We start from the raw sequence: 19699 nt of genomic DNA, 5'->3' as shown, positions 1-19699 counted from the left end.
TCACTTTAGCGGGCGGCGGCGCTCATGTCCGCCGCAGGTCGAGGGTCATCGGCAGTTCGGCGTCGGCGCGCGGCGCCTCCACGTTCAGCTTGCCGGGTGTGTGGCCGTGGCGGAAGAAGCGCGCCAGGCGCCGGCTCTCGGCTTCGTAGGCGTTCACCGGGAAGCTGTCGTAGCTGCGCCCGCCGGGGTGGCTGACGTGGTACTGGCAGCCGCCGAGGGAGCGCTGCATCCAGGTGTCGACGATGTCGAAGACCAGCGGCGCCTGTACGCCGATGGTCGGCTGCAGGCAGGACGCCGGCTGCCAGGCGCGGTAGCGCACCGCGGCGACGTATTCGCCGACCTGGCCGGTGGGCCGCAGCGGCACCGGGCGACCGTTGCAGGTGACCACGTAGCGGTCCGGGGCCATGCCGGCAACCTTCAGTTGCACGCGCTCCAGGGACGAGTCCACGTAGCGCACGGCGCCGCCGGGGGCGCCCTCCTCGCCCAGCACGTGCCAGGGCTCCAGGGCCTGGCGCAGTTCCAGGTCGATGCCTTTCACCGCGTAGTCGCCGTATTTCGGGAAGCGGAATTCGAAGTGCGGGGCGAACCAGTCGCTGCGCAGCGGGTAGCCGAAGGCGTTGAGTTCGTGGACCACGTCGGCGAAGTCCTGCTCGACGAAGTGCGGCAGCAGGAAGCGGTCGTGCAGCTCGGTGCCCCAGCGCACCAGCTTCGGCGGCGTGTAGGGCTCGGCCCAGAAGCGCGCCACCAGGGCCCGCAGCAGCAGTTGCTGGGCCAGGCTCATGCGCGCGTGGGGCGGCATTTCGAAGGCGCGCAGTTCCAGCAGGCCGAGGCGGCCGCTGGCGCTGTCCGGCGAGTACAGCTTGTCGATGCAGAATTCGGCGCGGTGGGTGTTGCCGCTGACGTCCACCAGCAGGTTGCGCAGCAGGCGGTCGACCAGCCAGGGCGGGCAGTCGGCGCCCGGCTCGGGCATCTGCGCGAAGGCGATCTCCAGTTCGTAGAGCGCGTCGTTGCGCGCCTCGTCCACCCGCGGCGCCTGGGAGGTCGGGCCGATGAACAGGCCGGAGAACAGGTAGGACAGCGAGGGGTGGTTGTGCCAGTAGCTGATCAGGCTGCGCAGCAGGTCCGGGCGGCGCAGGAAGGGCGAGTCCGCCGGGGTGGCGCCGCCAAGGACGAAGTGGTTGCCGCCGCCGGTTCCGACGTGGCGGCCGTCGACCATGAACTTCTCGCTGGACAGCCGCGACTGGCGCGCCGCCTCGTAGAGGAATTCGGTGCGCTCGACCAGTTCGTCCCAGTTCGCCGAGGGGTGGATGTTCACTTCGATCACGCCCGGGTCGGGGGTGATGCGGAAGTTGCTCAGGCGCGGGTCGGCCGGCGGCTCGTAGCCTTCCAGCAGCACCGGGCAGCCCAGTTCGCCGGCGGTGGCCTCGATGGCGGCGACCAGCTCCAGGTAGGCCTCCAGCTCCGCCAGTGGCGGCATGAACAGGTACAGCCGGCCTTCGCGAGGCTCGGCGCACAACGCGGTGCGGGTGATCCAGCCGGCGGACTGGTGCAGCAGCGGCTGGCGCGTGGCGTCCGGGCCGCCGGGCATGCGCTCGCGTACCTGTTGCAGTTGCGCGGCGCGGCGCAGCGGTGGGCGCGGCTGGCTGGGGTCGGCCGGGTTGACGTAGGGGTAGTCGGCCTCGCTGGCCCAGGGCTGCGAGTCCAGCGGCAGGCGGTAGCCCAGCGCCGAGTCGCCGGGGACCAGCCGGCAGTGCTCGCCACGGAGGAACCAGCGGCTGCTTTCCCAGGCGTCGCCGGCGGCGCTGCGCGCCAGTGGCAGCACATGGCCGACCTCCTCGCCCAGGCCGCGCTCGAACACCCGGCACAGGCGTTCGCGCTCCAGCGGGTCAGCCAGGCGCGGGTCTTCCGGGGTGACGTTGCTGGGTAGCCGGCGCTCGCGCCAGAGGTAGTAGAACCAGTCTTCGTAGGCGGCGAACAGGGTGTCGCCGGCCAGGCCCAGGCGCCCGGCGAGGCGGCGCAGGAAGCGCGCGGCCAGGGCGGCGTCGGCGCCGTAGCTGCGGCCCTCCTCGGCGTAGAGCATGGGGTTGTTCCACAGCGGCTCGCCGTCGCGCCGCCAGTAGCAGTTGAGCGACCAGCGCGGCAGCTGCTCGCCCGGGTACCACTTGCCCTGGCCGAAGTGCACCAGGCCCTTGGGCGCGTAGTGGCGGCGCAGGCGGTGGAACAGCTCGGCGGCCAGGCGGCGCTTGTTCGGGCCCAGGGCGGCGGTGTTCCACTCGGGGTCGTCGGGGTAGTCGATGGCGATGAAGGTCGGCTCGCCGCCCATGGTCAGGCGCACGTCCCGTTCGGCGAGGTCGGCGTCGATGCGCGAACCCAGTTCGCGGATCGCCTGCCACTGTTCCTCGCTGTAGGGCTTGGTCACCCGTGGCGCTTCCCAGACGCGCTCCACGCGCATCTGGTGGCTGAACTGCACCTCGCATTCCTCCAGCGCGCCGGTGATCGGCGCCGCCGAGGACGGCTCGGGGCTGCAGGCCAGGGGGATGTGGCCCTCGCCGGCGAACAGCCCGGAGGTCGGGTCCAGCCCCACCCAGCCGGCGCCGGGCAGGTAGACCTCGGCCCAGGCGTGCAGGTCGGTGAAGTCCACTTCGGTGCCGCTGGGGCCGTCCAGGGCCTTCTGGTCGGCGCTGAGCTGGATCAGGTAGCCGGAGACGAAGCGCGCCGCCAGGCCCAGGTGGCGCGCCAGCTGCACCAGCAGCCAGGCCGAGTCGCGGCAGGAGCCGGAGGCCAGCTCCAGGGTCTGCTCGGGCGTCTGCACGCCGGGCTCCATGCGGATGAGGTAGCGCACGTCGCCGGCCAGGCGCTGGTTCAGCGCGACCAGGAAGTCCACGGTGGGGCTGGCGTCGCGCGGCACCGCGGCGAGGTATTCGGCGAACCGCGGGCTGGCCGGCTGGCGCGCGAGGTAGGGCGCCAGCTCGCGCTGCTCGTCGGCGCCGTAGGCGAAGGGGAACTGCTCGGCGTAGGGCTCGAGGAAGAAGTCGAAGGGGTTGAACACCGCCATCTCGGCGACCAGGTCCACCTCCACCCGCAGTTCCTCGGTCTTCTCCGGGAACACCAGGCGCGCCAGGTAGTTGCCCTGCGGGTCCTGCTGCCAGTTGATGAAGTGCTTGGCCGGGGCGACCTTCAGCGAATAGCCGAGGATGCGCGTGCGGCTGTGCGGCGCCGGGCGCAGGCGCACCAGTTGCGGGCCGAGGTTCACGGCGCGGTCGTAGCGGTAGTGGGTGACGTGCTGCAAGGCGACATGGATCGACACGGCGGGCCTCCTGCGGGCCTGGGCGACACAGCTTCCGCGCAAGTCCCGTGCCAGCCGCCAGGGGCCGTGGAACGGGCTGCGCACGGGCGCCGGGCACCATCGCGGGGCCCGGGGGCGCATGCCGGGCATGGGGTGCACGGAAATAGGGCGCCGGTGGGGGATAGCCTAGACGGTGGGGTGGTCTTTCGTAGGAGCGAGCTTGCTCGCGAAGGGGGAATTGCCTGGGGGTTTGGTGTTGGGCTGTAGTGCGCCCTCTCCCCAGCCCTCTCCCTGAAGGGAGAGGGGGCTTGTCCGTGCCGAGACAAAGAAGGTTTCAAATGGAAGCTTCCGGTATTGCCGGCTGACGCCAGAACATCCAAGCACACCGAACGGTCCCCTCTCCCTTCAGGGAGAGGGTTAGGGAGAGGGAACGGAGTCCCCCCACGCACCGAAGTCGAAGGAAAACTCCAACCTCAACTACATCCCCCCGACAACCCCGCAATCCACCGCTCCAGCACCTCCAACCCCTCCTTGTGCACCAACGCCCGCCCCAGCTCCGGCATCATCTCCCCGGGCTTGTCGCTTCCCACTCGGTAGGTCAGCACCGACAGCTCCGGATGCCCCGGATGGATATCCTCGCGACGCCCGCCGGTACCATTGCCCGCCGCCACCGGCTGCTTGCAGAACCCGTAGTTCACGCCCAACTCGGCACTGGCATCGATATACAGCCCCGACGTACGCGCCGCCCCCTTCGGGTTATGGCAATGACCGCAGTTGGCGTCCAGATAGCTGCGCGCCTGCTTCTCCAGGCTCTCGCCTGCCCGCGGATGGCCCCACAGGGCGTTCTGCGGCACCTGCGCCAGCTCCGGCAGGCCCTGCAGAAAACCGCGTGCCTGCCAGTGGCGCAACTGGTTGTCGCTACCGTCTGCGTAGGCGAAGTCCTTGTTCAGGTGGCGGGCCTTGGGGCCCAGCGGGGCGATGCCGGCGCCCTTGGTCTCGGCGTGGCACTCGGAGCACTGGTTGGCGTCCGGCACCATGTAGGTGAAGGCCACCTTCTGCCCGGCCGCATCCTGCAGTTCCAGGGCCTGGCTGTCGCCGGCCAGTTCCAGGTGCGCTTCCTTCTGCTCGGCGTCCCACACGTAGGGCAGCGCCGTCCAGCCGTCCTTCTGCTTCACCAGCACGCGGGTCTCGACCAGGCGCACCCTGGCCAGGTCCAGGCCCTGCTGCGGGTCGCGGTCGTCCTGCGAGTTCTCCAGCAGTTGGCCCTTGCCGTCGGTGGGGTAGTAGAAGGTCTTGGTCAGCACCGTGCCCAGCGGATAGTCGAAGTGGTCCTCGGCGTACTTCGCCGCCTGCCCTTCAGGCATCCACACCGTGCGCAGCTTGTGCGCGTAGTCGGTGAACAGCGGCGTGTTGAGGTCGTAGGGCAGCACCTCGGGCGCGGGCTTCAGGTGCCCGTCGCCCAGGTGCAGCATGCCCCAGCCGCTCAAGGTCTGCGGGTAGTCGTCGCCCTCGGGCTGGTAGCGCGGCTTCGCCTGCTGCCCGCACCCGGCCAGCGCCACGGCCAGGGCGAGCGACAACCAGGCGCAGGCGGCTCGCGTCATGCCTTGCCTCCCTTCTCGCCCAGGCCGGCCTGTTCGATCTTCGGCAGCGGCTTGAGCTTGCAGCGGTGGCCGCTCATGTCGGTGCTGATGTTCTTGTAGCCGTTGGGGCCGTCGACGTTGACTATGCCGGCTTCGCCGTTGTCGATGCAGATGGCCAGTTCCTCCGGCAGCTTGCCGCCGACCAGTTTCTTCTGGTTCACGTAGCCGTCCCAGAGGATGTCCGGCAGGCGCCCGTTGAGGCCGAACTTGGCGATCTTCAGCGCCTTCAGCTCCAGGTGGTCGGGACTGTCGCCGCCGGGGCCGAAGGTGTTGCCGTGGATGTAGATGCCCTCGGGATAGGGATCGAAGTTCGGCTGCGTCGCCTTGTCCGAGTAGTTGGTGCTGTAGTAGCTGCTGATGATGACGTTGGCGGTCTTGTGGTCGCCGATCCTGTTGTCGAAGATTTCCACGTCGTCGTTGGAGTTGACCACCACCCCGGAACCGGCCGGGACGCTGGCCACCGGCGTGCCCTTGTGGCCGAAGTTGTCGTGGTTGTTGCCCTGCACTTCGTTGTTGTAGACGCGGGTGCCGCGCCCCGGCTGCTGCAGGTTGGGCATGTTGAAGACGAGGATGCCGCCGGTGTTGCCGGTGGCCACGTTGTCGTAGACGTCGGCGCCGATGGTGTTCTCGATCTCGATGCCGGCGACGTTGCGCTCGGCGCGGTTGTTGCGCACCACCACGTTGCGCGACTGGCCGACATAAATGCCGGCGTCCGAGGCGCCGATGGCCACGTTGCCCTCCAGCAGCACGTTCTCGGTCTGCACCGGGTACAGGCCGTAGGCGCCGTTCTCGGTGGCCGGGCCGTTGGTCCATTCGGTGCGCACGTTGCGGATCACGATGTTCTTGCCGCCCAGCACCTTGAGCGCGTCGCCCTTGCTGTCCTCGATGGCCAGGTTCTCGATGGTGAAGTCCGAGGCGTCCACCAGCAGGCCTTCGGCGCCGGCCTTCTGGTTCTTGAAGCTGAGGATGGTCTTGTCCATGCCGTCGCCGCGGAGGGTCACGCCATCGACCTTGAGGCTGAGGCCGCGGTCGAGGTGGTAGGTGCCGGCGGGGATAGCGATGACGTCACCGGGCTTGGCCTTGATCAGCCGGGCCTGCAGGTCTTTCTGGAAATCCGCGCTGACCGCGGCGGTGGGTTTGTCCTGCTCGCCGCAGGCGGCCAGGAGCACGGCGAGGCTGAGGAGGGACAGGGCGGCGCGACGCATGGCGGGGTCTCCGGTCTTGTTTTTATGATTTTGGAACTATAGTACCAAAATATTTCCGTGGATAGCCCGGACGCAGTCGCCTCCCTGTAGGAGCGAGCTTGCTCGCGAACCGTGCCTCCCGGGGGCTTTGGGGATTGGGCTGTAGAGCGCCCTCTCCCTAACCCTCTCCCTGAAGGGAGAGGGGACCGTTCGGTGCGCGTTGGTATTCCTGAGTCAGCTGGCTAGCGCAGAGATTGCCAGCTGAAACCAGGCCATTTCTCGGCACGGACAAGCCCCCTCTCCCTTCAGGGAGAGGGCTGGGGAGAGGGTGCGGAGGTCGGTCTGATGCCGGCGTATCCGGGAAACTCTGTTCGCGAGCAAGCTCGCTCCTACGAAAGCAGGCCCGGAAACGAAAACGGGGCCTTGCGGCCCCGTCGTCGGTCATGCACTCAGCGCGGTATGTTCGGCTGGCGCTTGGTGGTGCGCTTCTTGCCCTTGGCGTAGCCCGCGGCCTTGCCCTCCTCGCCCTTGTTCCACGGGCGCGAGCCGTCGCTGGCGCGGGGCGGCAGGCCGGTGTGCTGGGTCAGCAGCGGCTTGCCGGCCTTCTTGCTGCCCACCGGGGTGGAGTTCTTGCGCCGGGCGCTCTGGTAGCTGCCGTCGGCGTCGGGCTGGTGGGTGGGGATCAGCTGGTGCTTGCCGTTGCCGATCAGGTCGGCGCGACCCATGTCCTTGAGCGCCTCGCGCAGCATCGGCCAGTTGTTCGGATCGTGCCAGCGCAGGAAGGCCTTGTGCAGGCGGCGATGGCGCTCGCCCTTGACGATGGTCACCGCGTCGCTCTTGTAGGTGACCTTGCGCAGCGGGTTCTTGCCCGAGTGGTACATGGCCGTGGCGGTGGCCATCGGCGAAGGATAGAAGGCCTGCACCTGGTCGGCGCGGAAGCCGTTGCGCTTGAGCCACAGGGCGAGGTTCATCATGTCCTCGTCGGTAGTGCCCGGGTGCGCGGCGATGAAGTACGGGATCAGGTACTGCTCCTTGCCCGCCTCCTTGGAGAACTTCTCGAACATCTGCTTGAAGCGGTCGTAGCTGCCGATGCCCGGCTTCATCATCTTCGACAGCGGGCCCTGCTCGGTGTGCTCCGGGGCGATCTTCAGGTAGCCGCCGACGTGGTGCGTCACCAGCTCGCGCACGTACTCCGGCGACTCCACCGCCAGGTCGTAGCGCAGGCCCGAGGCGATGAGGATCTTCTTCACCCCCGGCAGGTCGCGGGCGCGGCGGTACAGCTGGATCAGCGAGGAATGGTCGGTGTTGAGGTTCTCGCAGATACCGGGGAACACGCACGACGGCTTGCGGCAGTGCTTCTCGATCTCCGGGTCCTTGCAGGCGATGCGGTACATGTTGGCGGTCGGCCCGCCGAGGTCGGAGATCACCCCGGTGAAGCCCGGCACCTTGTCGCGGATCTCCTCGATCTCGCGGATGATCGAGTCTTCCGAGCGGTTCTGGATGATCCGCCCTTCGTGCTCGGTGATCGAGCAGAAGGTGCAGCCGCCGAAGCAGCCACGCATGATGTTCACCGAGAAACGGATCATCTCGTAGGCCGGGATCTTCTCGCCGCCGTAGGCCGGGTGCGGCACGCGGGCGTAGGGCAGGCCGAAGACGTAGTCCATCTCCTCGGTGCTCAGCGGGATGGGCGGCGGGTTGAACCACACGTCGGTCTCGCCGTGGCGCTGGACCATGGCCCGGGCGTTGCCGGGGTTGGTCTCCAGGTGCAGCACGCGATTGGCGTGGGCGTAGAGCACCGGGTCGTTCTTCACCTTCTCGAAGGACGGCAGGCGGATGACGGTGCGCTCGCGGGTCAGCTTCGGGTTGGGCAGCAGTTGCACCACCTTGGCTTCGTTGGGGTCTTCCTGCGGGCCCTTGTCCTGCTCGATGGCGCAGGCGGCGGTGTCCTGGGTGTTGACGTAGGGGTTGATGATCTTGTCGATCCTGCCCGGGCGGTCGATGCGCGTAGAGTCCAGCTCGAACCAGCCCTCGGGGGTGTCGCGGCGGACGAAGGCGGTGCCGCGCACGTCGGTGATCGACTCGATCGGTTCGCCGGCGGACAGGCGCTGGGCCACCTCGACCACGGCGCGCTCGGCGTTGCCGAACAGCAGGAGGTCGGCCTTGGCGTCCATCAGGATCGAGTGGCGGACCTTGTCCTGCCAGTAGTCGTAGTGGGCGATGCGGCGCAGCGAGGCCTCGATGCCGCCGAGCACGATCGGCACGCCCTTGTAGGCCTCGCGGCAGCGCTGGCTGTAGACCATGCTGGCGCGGTCCGGACGCTTGCCGGCGTTGCCGCCGGGGGTGTAGGCGTCGTCGGAGCGGATCTTCCGGTCGGCGGTGTAGCGGTTGATCATCGAATCCATGTTGCCGGCGGCCACGCCGAAGAACAGGTTCGGCTTGCCCAGCTTCATGAAGTCGTCCTTCGACTGCCAGTCCGGCTGGGCGATGATGCCCACGCGGAAGCCCTGGGCTTCCAGCAGGCGGCCGATGATGGCCATGCCGAAGGACGGATGGTCGACGTAGGCATCGCCGGTGACGATGATGATGTCGCAGGAATCCCAGCCCAGTCGGTCCATCTCTTCCCGGCTCATCGGCAGGAACGGCGCCGGGCCGAAACACTCGGCCCAGAACTTGGGATAGTCGAACAACGGCTTGGCGGCTTGCATCACGGGCACCGGGGGTATCTCTAGGAATAGGGGCGCGAAATCGCGGGCGCGGAATATAGCACAAAAAGTGAACAATTCCGACCGGGACGCTGGGGTTTTTCCCGGCGCCGGGCGACCGCCGGACGGGGACGATTGGCGGAGCCGGCGCAGTGGCAACTGGCTATACTCGCTCCACCGTCTCAACAGGCTTGGCCGCAGCGGCCGGGAACAGGGAGTGTCAACCGTGCGTCATCTGTGGTGTCTGTTGTTTCTCCTGCTCGGTTGCGCCAGCGCCGCGGCCCAGCCCCTGGTGCTCGACGAACGGGCCAGCGGGCGCTGGCTGAACGACGGCCTGATGCTGCTGGAAGACCCGGGCGCACGCCTGGACCTGCAACAGGCACGCGAGCGGGACGCCGCCTTCGTGCCCGCCAAGGGCCGCACCAGCGTCGGCCAGAGTCCCAACCCCTGGTGGCTGCGCCTGGACCTGGAACGCCGGACTACCCCGCCCGGCGGCTGGTGGCTGGAGGTGGACGCGGTGAACCTGCTCGACCTGCGCCTGTACCTGCCCGACGGCCAGGGCGGCTACCGCGAGCTGCGTTCGGGCGAGGCGGTGCCCTTCGCCGAAGGCCGCGACCGCAGCTACCGCCGCCCGGTGTTCCACCTGCCCGCCGGCGAAGGCCCGCTGCGCCTGTACCTGCGCAGCCTGGACCCGGCCGGCAACTCCTTCCCGCTGCGCATCTGGTCGCAGGACGACCTGCAGGACCACCGCGCCGAGACCAACCTGTTCCTCGGCGGCGTCTACGGGCTGATCGCCGCGCTGCTGCTGTACAACCTGTTCATCCTGGTCAGCCTGCGCGACCGCGCCTACTTCTGGTACGTGCTCACCACCGGCTTCGCCCTGCTGTTCAGCATGGGCATGACCGGCCATGCCTTCGAGCTGCTCTGGCCCGGCGACGCGGTGCCCTGGTGGCTGAACCGCATCACCCTGCCCTCGCTGTGGGGCCTGTGCGTCACCCGCTTCACCCAGACGCTGCTGCAGACCCGCCGCAACGTGCCCTGGGCGCACCACATGCTGACGCTGAACTGCCTGCTGTACGTCGCCTCGGTGCTGCTCAACGTCTTCGTCGGCCGCTCCGAGGCCGGCTGGGTGCTGGCCACCACCACCTTCGTCGGCATCCCGGCGGCGCTCGGCGCAGCCATCACCCGCTCGCTGCAGGGCTCGCTGCCGGCGCGCCTGTACCTGGTGGGCTTCGGCCTGGTGCTGTCCAGCGTGAGCATTTCGGTGATGCGCGCCCTGGGCGTGGTGCAGCCCTCGCCGACCACCGCCTACCTGTTCCCGGTGTCGGTGGCCCTGGAGTCCATCCTGTTCTCCTTCGCCCTGACCTCGCGCATCCAGGAACTCAAGCGCGAGAAGGCCCAGGCCCTGGAGCAGGCCAACCGCGAGAAGAGCGCGCGCATGACCCTGTTGCAGAGCGCGCAGAACGACCTGGCGCAGGCCGTGGCGGCGCGCACCGCCGAGCTGACGCAGAGCAACCGCCTGCTGCTAGAACGCGAGGCCCAGCTGCGCCATGCCGCGCACAACGACCCGCTCACCGGGCTGCCCAACCGCCGCTACCTGGTGGAGCACGCCGAGCAGGCGTTGCAGCAGGCCCAGCAGAATGGCGAGAGCCTGGCGCTGATGCTGATCGACCTCGACCACTTCAAGCCGATCAACGACACCCACGGCCACGACGCCGGCGACTTCATGCTCCAGCACGTCGGCCACCGCCTGCGCCAGTGCGTGCGTTCCAGCGACTGCGTGGCGCGCCTGGGCGGCGACGAGTTCGCCGCGCTGGTGTCCGGCCCCGACGCCGAAGGCCACGCCCGGGAGATAGCGGTGCGCCTGCTCAGCGAGCTGTCGCGGCCGGTGCAGTTCGACCGCCTGGAACTGAGCATCACCCCGAGCATCGGCGTGGCCATCTACCCGCGCCACGCACTGCAGTTCGCCAAGCTGTACAAGGCCGCCGACCAGGCGCTGTACCAGGTCAAGGGCAGCGGCCGGGCCAGCTACGCGCTGGCCGGGGAGGACGCTGGCAATGGCGACTTCTGGCTGGAGACGCTGAAGACTTCGGACCGGCTGGTCTAGGCGCTGTACTTGCGCGGCACCCGCGCGGTGACCTTGGTCAGCAGCTCGTAGCCGATGGTGCCGGCGTGGGCGGCCACTTCGTCCACCGGCAGCTGCGTGCCCCAGAGTTCCACCGGGGCGCCGACGGTGGCTTCGGGCAGGTCGGTGAGGTCCACCGCCAGCATGTCCATGGACACCCGGCCGGCCAGCGGCGCGCGCTGGCCGGCGACCAACACTGGCGTGCCGCTGGGCGCGTGGCGTGGGTAGCCGTCGGCGTAGCCACAACTGACGGTGCCGATGCGCGACGGCCGTTCGGCCACCCAGGTGGCGCCGTAGCCGACGTTCTCGCCCACCGCCACTTCGCGAATGGACATCACCTGCGCATGCAGGCTCATGGCCGGGCGCAGGCCCATCTCGGCCGCGCCCAGGTCGGCGAAGGGCGAGGCGCCGTAGAGCATGATGCCGGGGCGGATCCAGTCCATGTGCGCCGCCGGGATGCTCAGTACGGCGGCGGAGTTGGCCAGCGAGCGCTGGTCGAAGTCCAGGTCGAGCAGGCCGAGGAAGCATTCCAGCTGGTCCTCGGTGAGCGTGTGGCCGCGCTCGTCGGCGCAGGCGAAGTGGCTCATCAGGTTCAGCTCGGCGACCTGCGGGGCGCCGCGCAGGCTCGGGAAGACCGCGCGCAGGGCCTCGGCGGAGAAGCCCAGGCGGTGCATGCCCGAATCCAGCTTGAGCCAGACATTGAGCGGCTGCGGCAGGTTGCTGGCCAGCAGCGTCGCCAGTTGCTCCGGGCCTTGCACGGCGATGTCCAGGCGTAGTTGCGAGGCCACCAGGAACTCGCTCGGCTCGAAGCAGCCCTCCAGCAGCAGGATGCGCGCAGTGCCGTGCAGCGCGCGGACCTCGGCGGCCTCCTCCAGGCAAGCCACGGCGAAGCCATCGGCCTCGTCACGCAGCGCGGTCACTACCTCGCGCACGCCATGCCCGTAGGCATTGGCCTTGACCACGGCGAACGCCTCACGGCCCGGCGCGCAGCGCTTGGCCAGGGCGTAGTTGTGCTGGATGGCGGAGAGGTCGATATGGGCGATAAGGGGGCGCATGGGGGTCCAGGCTGAAGGCTGAAGGCTGAAGGCTGAAGGCTGAAGGCTGAAGGCTGAAGGCAAACAGCATAACCCCCGGCCACTGCGCATCAAGCTCTTACGTACAGCCTCCAGCCTTACTCGTCTTTATTCGTCTTCGAAGTTGTACATGCCCGGAGCGAGGTTCTCGAAGCGGGTGAAGCGGCCGAGGAAGGCCAGGCGCACGGTGCCGATGGGGCCGTTACGCTGCTTGCCGATGATGATTTCGGCCACGCCCTTGAACTCGGTTTCCGGGTGGTACACCTCGTCGCGGTAGACGAACATGATCACGTCGGCGTCCTGCTCGATCGCCCCGGATTCGCGAAGGTCGGAGTTCACCGGGCGCTTGTTCGGGCGCTGTTCCAGGGAGCGGTTGAGCTGCGACAGCGCCACCACCGGGCAGTTGAATTCCTTGGCCAGGGCCTTGAGCGAGCGGGAGATCTCGGAGATCTCGTTGGTGCGGTTGTCGCCGGAGGAACCGGGGATCTGCATCAGCTGCAGGTAGTCCACCATGATCAGGGCGATCTCGCCGTGCTCGCGGGCCAGGCGCCGGGTGCGCGCGCGCATTTCCGAGGGCGAGATGCCGGCGGTGTCGTCGATGAACAGCTTGCGCTCGTTGAGCAGGTTGACCGCCGAGGTCAGGCGCGGCCAGTCGTCGTCCTCCAGCTTGCCCGAACGCACCTTGGTCTGGTCGATGCGGCCCAGGGACGAAAGCATACGCATCACGATCGAGTCCGAGGGCATCTCCAGGGAGTACACCAGCACCACCTTGTCGGTGCGCAGCACGGCGTTCTCCACCAGGTTCATGGCGAAGGTGGTCTTGCCCATGGACGGACGGCCGGCGACGATGATCAGGTCGGCCGGCTGCAGGCCACTGGTCTTCTCGTCGAGGTCGGTGAAGCCGGTGGAGATGCCGGTGAAGGCGTCGTTGGTGTTGAACAGGTGGTCGATCCGGTCGATCGTCTTCACCAGGATGTCGCCGATGCCCACCGGGCCGCCGGTCTTCGGCCGCGCCTCGGCGATCTCGAAGATGCGCCGCTCGGCCTCGTCGAGCACCTCGTTGGCGCTGCGGCCCTCGGGGTTGAAGGCGCTGTCGGCGATGTCGCTGCTGATGCCGATCAGCTGGCGCAGGGTGGCGCGCTCGCGGATGATCTGCGCGTAGGCCTTGATGTTCGCCACCGAGGGGGTGTTCTTCGCCAGCTCGGCCAGGTAGGCCAGGCCGCCGACCTGCGACAGCTGGCCTTCGCGCTCCAGCAGCTCGGAGAGGGTCACCACGTCGATCGGCTGGTTGCCTTCGGCGAGCTTGTACACCGCGCGGAAGATCAGGCGGTGGTCATGGCGGTAGAAGTCGCCGTCGGACACCGCGTCCGACACGCGCTCCCAGGCGTTGTTGTCGAGCATCAGACCACCCAGCACCGCCTGTTCGGCTTCGATCGAATGCGGCGGCACCTTGAGGGTGGCCGTTTGCAGGTCGTATTGCTCGGGGACGGTGATGTCGTTCATGGGCTCGGCGCAGGAAACTCGGATGGATGCAGAAAAACAAAGGGCACGGACCGCTAGGCGGTACCGTGCCCGATGTTAGCGAACTGCCGCGTCCACGCAAGGTGTCCACGGCGTCGCAGCGACGGATCGCTTACTCGGCGACGACGACCACGTGCAGGGTCGCTTCGACGTCGGTGTGCAGCTGCACTTCGATGTCGTATTCGCCGACGGTGCGCAGGGCACCGTTGGGCAGGCGCACTTCGGCCTTTTCCAGCGGGTAGCCGGCAGCGGAGACCGCTTCGGCGATGTCGCGGGTGCCGATCGAACCGAACAGCTTGCCTTCGTCGCCGGCGTGGGCGCCGATGGTGACGATCAGTTCGGCCAGCTGGGCGGCGCGAGCTTCGGCATCAGCCTTCTTCGCGGCGGCAGCCTTTTCCAGCTCGGCGCGGCGCTCTTCGAAAGCAGCGACGTTGGCCGGGGTGGCAGCGGTGGCCTTGCCCTGCGGCAGCAGGTAGTTACGGGCGTAGCCGCCCTTGACGTTCAGTTTGTCGCCCAGGTTGCCCAGTTTGGCGATCTTTTCCAGCAGGATGACTTCCATTTGAGTCTTACCTCTTAACTTTTAACCTTCACCGTTCGTGGAGCCCTGGCGACGTACCAGGCGACCACGAAAATCAAACAGACTATCGACGACAGCAACCAGACAGATCACATTCCCCAGCATCAGCGCCAGGCCGTACAACAGCACCAGCCAGAACCCCGGCAGGCGTTTCAGCGCGACCAGCCCATGGCCGAGCGCGAGCCCGGCGAACAGCAGCGGCACGGCGCACAACGGCGCCACCACGGCGAACTGCGGGCCCAGCAGCGGCACCACCAGCACGCCCAGCAGCAGCGCGATGGCCACCGCCGGCGCCAGGCGCAGCGCGCGGAACTCGCGGCCGAACCCTTGCGGGTTGTACAGCGCCGCTTGCCAGTAGCGCGCCAGCATCAGGCACAGCAGGCTGATGACCTGCAGCGAGGCGGCCAGCAGGCCGGTAACGGCCGGCACCAGCCCCGCTTGCAGCTCGGCCTGCTGGTCCGCCGAAAGCTTCGCTTCCGACAGCACCTGCGGCAGCACCTTGCCAAACGCCTCCGCCAGACCTTGAACCAGCCCGGCGGATACCGTGCTCAACAGCAGCACGTAGAACACGCCCAACACCACGCTGGCCAGCATGACCCGATTCCAGGACATGCTGGTGCGCAACACCTGCGCCAGGACCGCCGAACCCAGCATCACCAGGGTGACCGTGGGGTCGCCCAGGTACCACCAGGCCAGGGCCGGGAGCAGCGCCCAGGCCAGGATGCCAATGGCATCTCCGGTTCCCCGGCGCAGCAGCACCAGGCTGCCGGCGGCGGCACCGAGCCAGAAGAACGGCTGCAGTACCGCGGCTGCGACGACCACCAGGGTCGCCTGCATGCGGCCTCGCATGACGAATTCAGCCAATGCGCGCATGCGATCTATCCATCAAGGCTACGTCGACTGCCCGATCAACGGCCGTGGCTGTCGGTGTAGGGAAGCAGGGCCAGGTAGCGAGCGCGCTTGATGGCGGTCGACAGCTGACGCTGGTACTTGGCCTTGGTGCCGGTGATGCGGCTCGGAACGATCTTGCCGGTTTCGGAAACGTAGGCCTTCAGGGTGTTGAGATCTTTGTAATCGATCTCCTTGACGCCTTCAGCGGTGAAACGGCAGAACTTACGACGACGGAAGAAACGTGCCATGTTATCGGCTCCTCAATACTGTCCGGGATTACTCGTCGGCGCTGTCGCGGCTGTCTTCGCCGTCAGCGGACTCGTTTTCGTTGGAGTCAGGACGCTCACGGCGCTCGCGGCGCTCGTTGCGGCTCTCTTCGGCCTTCAGCATTTCGGACTGGCCGGTAACGGCTTCGTCGCGACGGATCACCAGGTTACGGATGACGGCGTCGTTGTAGCGGAAGTTGTCTTCCAGTTCGGCCAGGGCCTTGGCGCTGCACTCGACGTTCAGCAGAACGTAGTGAGCCTTGTGCACGTTGTTGATGGCGTAAGCCAGCTGACGACGGCCCCAGTCTTCCAGGCGGTGAACCTTGCCGCCGTCTTCTTCGATGACCTTGGTGTAACGCTCGACCATGCCACCGACTTGTTCGCTCTGGTCCGGGTGAACCAGGAACACGATTTCGTAATGACGCATAAATGCTCCTTACGGGTTGCAGCCTGCCGACGATGCGGTCAGGCAAGGAGTGAATGTCTTTTTGACTTGCCGGCGGGTGGACGCGTGAGCGCCTGCCCGGACGGCAAGGGGCGACATTCTAGAGAAGGGGGGAAGGCGGCGCAAGGCAATTGATGAATATTTGAGCAATTGCAGGCGAGGGGCGGCAGAGGCTCTTCGCAGGATGGGTCGGGCTTGCGAAACCCATGCGGCCATGGCGATGGGTATCGCTTCGCTCAACCCATCCTACGACGGCATTTCTCCTATGGCTCCAGCTGTCCTGCAGGCCGCGCTGGGGACTCTTCGCAGGAGCGAGCCTGCTCGCGAACCGGGCGGGCACGGTGCCGGGTTTGGTTCGCGAGCAAGCTCGCTCCTACGTGGTTCTTAGGCCTGTTTCGCCCGGCGCTGGCGGACGATCTCGAACAGGCACACGCCGGTGGCCACCGACACGTTCAGGCTGCTGACGCTGCCGCCCATGGGCAGCTTGGCCAGGTAGTCGCAGTGTTCGCGGGTCAGGCGGCGCATACCCTTGCCTTCGGCGCCCATGACCAGCACGGTGGGCCCGGTGAGGTCCAGCTCGTAGAGGGTCTGGGTCGCCTCGCCAGCCGTGCCGACCACCCACAGGCCGCGCTGCTGGAGCTTTTCCAGGGTGCGCGCGAGGTTGGTCACGGCCACCAGCGGGATCACTTCGGCGGCGCCGCAGGCGACCTTGCGCACGGTGGCGTTGAGGGTCGCCGACTTGTCCTTCGGCACTATCACCGCCAGCGCGCCGGCGGCATCGGCGGTGCGCAGGCAGGCGCCGAGGTTGTGCGGGTCGGTGACGCCGTCCAGGGCCAGCAGCAAGGCCGGCCCGGGGGTGCGCTCGAGCAGTTCCTCGAGCATGTTCTCGCCCCACACCTGGCTCGGGCTGACCTCGGCGACCACGCCCTGGTGCACGCCCTCGGCCCACTCGTCGAGTTCCTTGCGCTCACGGGTGCCCACCGGCACCCGCGTCTGCCCGGCCAGCTCCACCAGCGCCTGGACCCGCGGGTCGTGCCGCCCCTCGGCCAGCCACAGCTGCTTGACGCGCTTGGGGTGATGGCGCAGCAGCGCCTCTACGGCGTGCACGCCGTAGACCCTTTCCCACTGGCTCATGGCTTGGCCTTAGGCTTGCCTGCCGCGGCGCCCTCCGCCTTGGGCTTGGACGGGCCCTTGCGGTGCTTGCTCGGCTTGGCGGCCTTGGCTTTCTGCTTCGACGGCTTGCGCGGTTTCTCCGCGGCGGCCTTGGCGTTCTTCGCCGGCTTGCCCTGGGCCTTGGCCGGCGGCCGCTTGCCGCCCACCTTGGCTTCGTCGAGCAGCGCCTGCTTCAGCGCGCGGCTTCTGTTCACATCGGTGTTGCCGAGCATCTCGTCGGCCTTGGCGAGCATCTCCGGCGCCACCGAGGGCAACGCCTGGACCACACCAACCTTGCGCTTGCGCGGCGGCGCCACGGGCAGCGGCGGCTCCGGCACTTCCAGCTCCAACTCGCGCGGCTGGCCCTTGGCCCTGGCCGGCTTGGCGGCCGCCTTGGCAGGCTTGCCGGGCTTGGCCGTCTCGGCCTTGTCGCCGCGCTTCTTGCGGCCGATGGGCGCGCTGAGCGCGTTTTCGGCCAGCTCGAAGTCGATCTTGCGCTCGTCCAGGTCGACCCGCGCCACCACCACCTGGGTGATGTCGCCGAGGCGGAAGCTGCGCCCGGTGCGCTCGCCGGCCAGGCGGTGGTGCACGGCGTCGAAGTGGTAGTAGTCGCCGGGCAGCGCGGTGACGTGCACCAGGCCCTCGACATAGATGTCGGTCAGCTCGACGAAGATGCCGAAGCCGGTGACCGCGGTGATCACGCCGTCGAAGGTCTCGCCGACGCGGTCGCGCATGTATTCGCACTTCAGCCAGTTGGTGACGTCGCGGGTGGCCTCGTCGGCGCGCCGCTCGGTCATCGAGCATTGCTCGCCGAGCTGCTCCAGGCGCGGCTCGTCATAGGGGTAGATGCGCGCCTTGGCCATCGCGGCGGCGCCGGCGCGCTGCACCAGGTCGGTTTCGCGCTTGGAGCGGATCACGCTGCGGATGGCGCGGTGCACCAGCAGGTCCGGGTAGCGGCGGATCGGCGAGGTGAAGTGGGTGTAGGCCTCGTAGTTCAGGCCGAAGTGGCCGTGGTTCTCCGGGCTGTACACCGCCTGGCTCAGCGAGCGCAGCATCACCGTCTGGATCAGCTGGAAGTCCGGGCGGCCCTGGATGGATTCGAGCAGCGCCTGGTAGTCGCCGGGGGTCGGCTCGCCCTTGCCGCGGTAGAGGGCCAGGCCCAGTTCGCCGAGGAACTGCCGCAGGTTGTTCAGCTTCTCCTGCGGCGGGCCGTCGTGGACGCGGTACAGCGCGGGGATTTCCAGCTTCTCGAGGAACCTGGCGGTGGCCACGTTGGCCGCCAGCATGCATTCCTCGATCAGCTTGTGCGCGTCGTTGCGCTGGGTCGGGCGGATCTCCGAGATCTTGCGGTCGGCGCCGAAGACGATGCGCGTCTCCTGGGTCTCGAAGTCGATGGCGCCACGCACGTGGCGCGCCGCCAGCAGCACCTTGTACAGGTCATACAGGGTGTTCAGGTGCGGCACCACGCCCGGCAGTTGCTCGGCCAGGCGCTTGGCTTCGGGGCTGTCGGGGGTCTCCAGGTACTGGCTGACCTTGGTGTAGGTGAGCCGCGCGTGGGAGTGGATGACCGCCTCGTAGAACTGGTAGCCGGTCATCTTGCCGGCCCTGGACAGGTTCATCTCGCAGACCATGGCCAGGCGGTCGACCAGCGGGTTCAACGAGCACAGGCCGTTGGAGAGGATTTCCGGCAGCATGGGGATGACGCGCTCGGGGAAGTACACCGAGTTGCCGCGCTTGGCCGCCTCCTCGTCCAGCGCCGAGCCCACCTTCACGTAGTGGGAGACGTCGGCGATGGCGACGTACAGCTTCCAGCCGCCGCCCTTGCGCTTCTCGGCGTAGACGGCGTCGTCGAAGTCACGGGCGTCCTCGCCGTCGATGGTCACGAACGGCAGGGCGCGCAGGTCGACGCGCTTCTCCTTGTCCTTGTCCGCCACCTCGGGCTTGAGCTTGGCCGCTTCCTTCTCCACGCCTTCGGGCCAGACGTGGGGGATGTCGTAGCTGCGCAGGGCGACTTCGATCTCCATGCCCGGCGCCATGTAGTCGCCGAGCACTTCCACCACTTCGCCCTGGGCCTGGCGGTGCACGCTGGGCCACTGGTCGATGCGCACCTGGACGAACTGGTTGTGCCTGGCCGCGCCGTGCTTGCCCGGCGGGATCAGCACTTCCTGCTGGATCTTCGGGTTGTCGGCGACCACGGTGCCGATGCCGCTCTCTTCGAAGTAGCGGCCGACCAGGGTCTCATGGGCGCGTTCGATGACTTCGACGATGGCGCCTTCGCGGCGGCCGCGGCGGTCGAAGCCGGAGACGCGCGCCAGGGCGCGGTCGCCGTCGAACACCAGGCGCATCTGCGTCGGGCTGAGGAACAGGTCGTCGCTGCCGTCGTCGGGGATCAGGAAGCCGAAGCCGTCGCGGTGGCCGGCGATGCGGCCGCGGATCAGGTCCAGCTTGTCCACCGGGGCGTAGGCGCCGCGGCGGGTATAGATGAGCTGGCCGTCACGCTCCATGGCGCGCAGGCGACGGCGCAGGGCTTCTTCCTGCTCCTCGCCGGACAGGCCGAGCTCTTCCAGTAGTTGCGCGCGGGTCGCCGGCGCGCCGCGTTCGGCGAGGTGCGCCAGGATCAGTTCGCGGCTGGGGATGGGGTTTTCGTATTTTTCCGCTTCGCGGGCGGCCTCGGGATCGAGGTTTTGCCAATCGGCCATCAGGGTGAGATCACCTTATCGTCTATATAAATGTAAGCGTCATGTGCTTATTGAAGCGCGAAATCCGCTCGTCGGTCAGCTTCGACCAAGAATAAATTTTTTATCGCATCAGGGGTTTACAAGCCAAAGCCTGCTCCG

At 67.9% G+C, this 19699-nt stretch carries 13 protein-coding genes; 1 reads left to right on the top strand and 12 read right to left on the bottom strand.

Features of this window, described 5'->3' with window-relative positions:
• Nucleotides 1-22: 22 nt before the first annotated feature.
• From FG99_RS07825 to FG99_RS07810, 4 genes are all read right to left on the bottom strand, one after another.
• The gene (locus tag FG99_RS07825) at nucleotides 23-3307 is read right to left on the bottom strand and encodes a transglutaminase family protein (RefSeq protein WP_043268615.1); all 3285 of its coding nucleotides are present in this window, start codon (nucleotides 3305-3307) and stop codon (nucleotides 23-25) included.
• A 452-nt stretch (nucleotides 3308-3759) separates the two neighbouring features.
• On the bottom strand, nucleotides 3760-4887 hold the full coding sequence (locus FG99_RS07820) for an SO2930 family diheme c-type cytochrome (protein WP_043268613.1): 1128 nt from the start codon (nucleotides 4885-4887) through the stop codon (nucleotides 3760-3762).
• Nucleotides 4884-6131: a parallel beta-helix domain-containing protein gene (locus FG99_RS07815; protein WP_043268611.1), complete on the bottom strand. Its 1248-nt coding sequence runs from the start codon at nucleotides 6129-6131 to the stop codon at nucleotides 4884-4886. The genes FG99_RS07820 and FG99_RS07815 overlap by 4 nt, the downstream gene beginning before the upstream one ends.
• A gap of 428 nt (nucleotides 6132-6559) precedes the next feature.
• Nucleotides 6560-8815, bottom strand: a complete 2256-nt coding sequence (locus FG99_RS07810) for a YgiQ family radical SAM protein (RefSeq protein WP_043268610.1) — start codon at nucleotides 8813-8815, stop codon at nucleotides 6560-6562.
• Between the two features lie 223 nt (nucleotides 8816-9038).
• On the opposite strand from FG99_RS07810, the gene FG99_RS07805 reads away from it, so the two are divergent.
• Complete coding sequence (locus FG99_RS07805) at nucleotides 9039-10919, top strand: diguanylate cyclase (protein ID WP_043268608.1); 1881 nt, start codon at nucleotides 9039-9041, stop codon at nucleotides 10917-10919.
• Here FG99_RS07805 and alr read toward each other — a convergent pair.
• The 8 genes from alr to rnr all read right to left on the bottom strand — a co-directional run bounded on the left by alr (nucleotide 10916) and on the right by rnr (nucleotide 19561).
• On the bottom strand, nucleotides 10916-11992 hold the full coding sequence (alr, locus tag FG99_RS07800) for an alanine racemase (protein ID WP_043268606.1): 1077 nt from the start codon (nucleotides 11990-11992) through the stop codon (nucleotides 10916-10918). The genes FG99_RS07805 and alr overlap by 4 nt on opposite strands.
• 126 nt (nucleotides 11993-12118) lie before the next feature.
• Nucleotides 12119-13513: a replicative DNA helicase gene (gene dnaB / locus FG99_RS07795; RefSeq protein WP_009613453.1), complete on the bottom strand. Its 1395-nt coding sequence runs from the start codon at nucleotides 13511-13513 to the stop codon at nucleotides 12119-12121.
• 130 nt (nucleotides 13514-13643) lie between these two features.
• Nucleotides 13644-14090 carry a 50S ribosomal protein L9 gene (rplI, locus tag FG99_RS07790; RefSeq protein WP_009613455.1) on the bottom strand — a complete coding sequence of 149 codons (447 nt, stop codon included), beginning with the start codon at nucleotides 14088-14090 and terminating at the stop codon, nucleotides 13644-13646.
• A gap of 21 nt (nucleotides 14091-14111) precedes the next feature.
• Entirely contained in the window at nucleotides 14112-14981 is an 870-nt protein-coding gene (locus tag FG99_RS07785) for a hypothetical protein (RefSeq protein ID WP_043268604.1), read from the bottom strand.
• Between the two features lie 35 nt (nucleotides 14982-15016).
• Nucleotides 15017-15247 carry a 30S ribosomal protein S18 gene (rpsR, locus tag FG99_RS07780; RefSeq protein WP_009613459.1) on the bottom strand — a complete coding sequence of 77 codons (231 nt, stop codon included), beginning with the start codon at nucleotides 15245-15247 and terminating at the stop codon, nucleotides 15017-15019.
• A 28-nt stretch (nucleotides 15248-15275) separates the two neighbouring features.
• A complete protein-coding gene (rpsF, locus tag FG99_RS07775; protein ID WP_009613460.1) occupies nucleotides 15276-15692 on the bottom strand; it encodes a 30S ribosomal protein S6 in 417 nt (138 codons plus the stop codon).
• A 402-nt stretch (nucleotides 15693-16094) separates the two neighbouring features.
• Nucleotides 16095-16844: a 23S rRNA (guanosine(2251)-2'-O)-methyltransferase RlmB gene (gene rlmB / locus FG99_RS07770; RefSeq protein WP_043268602.1), complete on the bottom strand. Its 750-nt coding sequence runs from the start codon at nucleotides 16842-16844 to the stop codon at nucleotides 16095-16097.
• Nucleotides 16841-19561: a ribonuclease R gene (rnr, locus tag FG99_RS07765; RefSeq protein WP_043268601.1), complete on the bottom strand. Its 2721-nt coding sequence runs from the start codon at nucleotides 19559-19561 to the stop codon at nucleotides 16841-16843. Before rnr ends, rlmB begins: the two co-directional genes overlap by 4 nt.
• Between the last annotated feature and the right edge of the window lie 138 nt (nucleotides 19562-19699).

It is taken from the genome of Pseudomonas sp. AAC (assembly GCF_000725445.1).
GTDB classification, from domain to species: domain Bacteria; phylum Pseudomonadota; class Gammaproteobacteria; order Pseudomonadales; family Pseudomonadaceae; genus Pseudomonas; species Pseudomonas citronellolis.
Note: the sequence above shows the minus strand (reverse complement) of the source record. Positions and strands in the feature narration are given on the sequence as shown.

Bases quoted from the DNA above. Each gene is read 5' to 3' on its own strand.
- FG99_RS07820 (WP_043268613.1), bottom strand. From the start codon at position 4,887: ATGACGCGAGCCGCCTGCGCCTGGTTGTCGCTCGCCCTGGCCGTGGCG.
- FG99_RS07815 (WP_043268611.1), bottom strand. From the start codon at position 6,131: ATGCGTCGCGCCGCCCTGTCCCTCCTCAGCCTCGCCGTGCTCCTGGCC.
- FG99_RS07810 (WP_043268610.1), bottom strand. From the start codon at position 8,815: ATGCAAGCCGCCAAGCCGTTGTTCGACTATCCCAAGTTCTGGGCCGAG.
- alr (WP_043268606.1), bottom strand. From the start codon at position 11,992: ATGCGCCCCCTTATCGCCCATATCGACCTCTCCGCCATCCAGCACAAC.
- dnaB (WP_009613453.1), bottom strand. From the start codon at position 13,513: ATGAACGACATCACCGTCCCCGAGCAATACGACCTGCAAACGGCCACC.
- rplI (WP_009613455.1), bottom strand. From the start codon at position 14,090: ATGGAAGTCATCCTGCTGGAAAAGATCGCCAAACTGGGCAACCTGGGC.
- FG99_RS07785 (WP_043268604.1), bottom strand. From the start codon at position 14,981: ATGCGCGCATTGGCTGAATTCGTCATGCGAGGCCGCATGCAGGCGACC.
- rpsR (WP_009613459.1), bottom strand. From the start codon at position 15,247: ATGGCACGTTTCTTCCGTCGTCGTAAGTTCTGCCGTTTCACCGCTGAA.
- rpsF (WP_009613460.1), bottom strand. From the start codon at position 15,692: ATGCGTCATTACGAAATCGTGTTCCTGGTTCACCCGGACCAGAGCGAA.
- rlmB (WP_043268602.1), bottom strand. From the start codon at position 16,844: ATGAGCCAGTGGGAAAGGGTCTACGGCGTGCACGCCGTAGAGGCGCTG.
- rnr (WP_043268601.1), bottom strand. From the start codon at position 19,561: ATGGCCGATTGGCAAAACCTCGATCCCGAGGCCGCCCGCGAAGCGGAA.